Origin of the sequence: Bacillus sp. AFS001701, assembly GCF_002559405.1 — a bacterium.
Lineage (GTDB): Bacteria > Bacillota > Bacilli > Bacillales > Bacillaceae_G > Gottfriedia.
This window is the reverse complement of record NZ_NTZO01000678.1, coordinates 1-858: the sequence shown is the minus strand read 5'-3', so window position 1 is coordinate 858 and position 858 is coordinate 1. Positions and strand designations below refer to the sequence as shown.

At 28.6% G+C, this 858-nt stretch carries 1 protein-coding gene; it reads right to left on the bottom strand.

Features of this window, described 5'->3' with window-relative positions; all coding sequences use genetic code 11:
• Window positions 1-187 precede the first annotated feature (187 nt).
• On the bottom strand, window positions 188-685 hold the full coding sequence (locus CN514_RS24570) for a DUF421 domain-containing protein (RefSeq protein WP_176526072.1): 498 nt from the start codon (window positions 683-685) through the stop codon (window positions 188-190).
• Window positions 686-858: the final 173 nt, after the last annotated feature.

Below are 858 nucleotides of genomic sequence, written 5' to 3'. Positions count from 1 at the left end.
ACGCATGCTTTAGTTGAATATGATCATGAGTTGTAAATCTGCTTTTTTATTAATAATCTATTGGTCAATTGTTTGATGAAAGTTAGAAAGGATACTTCACATTAGAAGTATCCTTTCTAACCTTCTATCATATATTCTCTTACAAAACATAGTCCAATTAGTACTAATCAGTGTTCATTTTTTATATTTAATAAGTATGAATATACAATTTCTTCGAATCCCACTCTGCAAAACAAACTTGTTTTAACGATAGGTTCGCATCAGAAAGCAAATTATGTACCCAATTTTCATCTTTATTTATATCTAGAAGAGCTCGTATTCGAATCTGACCATCACTTATTATGATTAAAGGAAGGAACTCTACTTCTAATTTAATTTTTAAATCTTGCTTTGTAGGATTTAAAAAATTTGATTTTTTAAGTACGCTGACTGTACCATCATTTTCTAATATCGCATAGGCTACTTCATTTACCGAAAAAGTTTTCTTAGCCCTAAGTAATTGGAGAAGTTCATCAATATCTAATCGATTTCTTTTTAGCTCCTCCCATTGTATACGTCCTTTTTTTATAAGGATAGAGGTATCTCCTTCAAAAACTTTTCTAGCAAATATCGATTTTTGTGTAATCAATAATGTTACAAAGATTAATGCTCCCCAAGTAAAGATAGTAAAAAGTATTTTAGGCACATTTGCTTCTCTATTAAAAATTCCACCAATTGGAATATTCCCTATAACAAGTGAACAAACCAAATAAAATGTGTATCTTAGTTTTTTTATTTTGCATTATTTTTTACACCCATTTCAATTTTAATGTTTGTTGAATATTAAAATCCCTTTATGAAACTAACGCATGCTTTAGT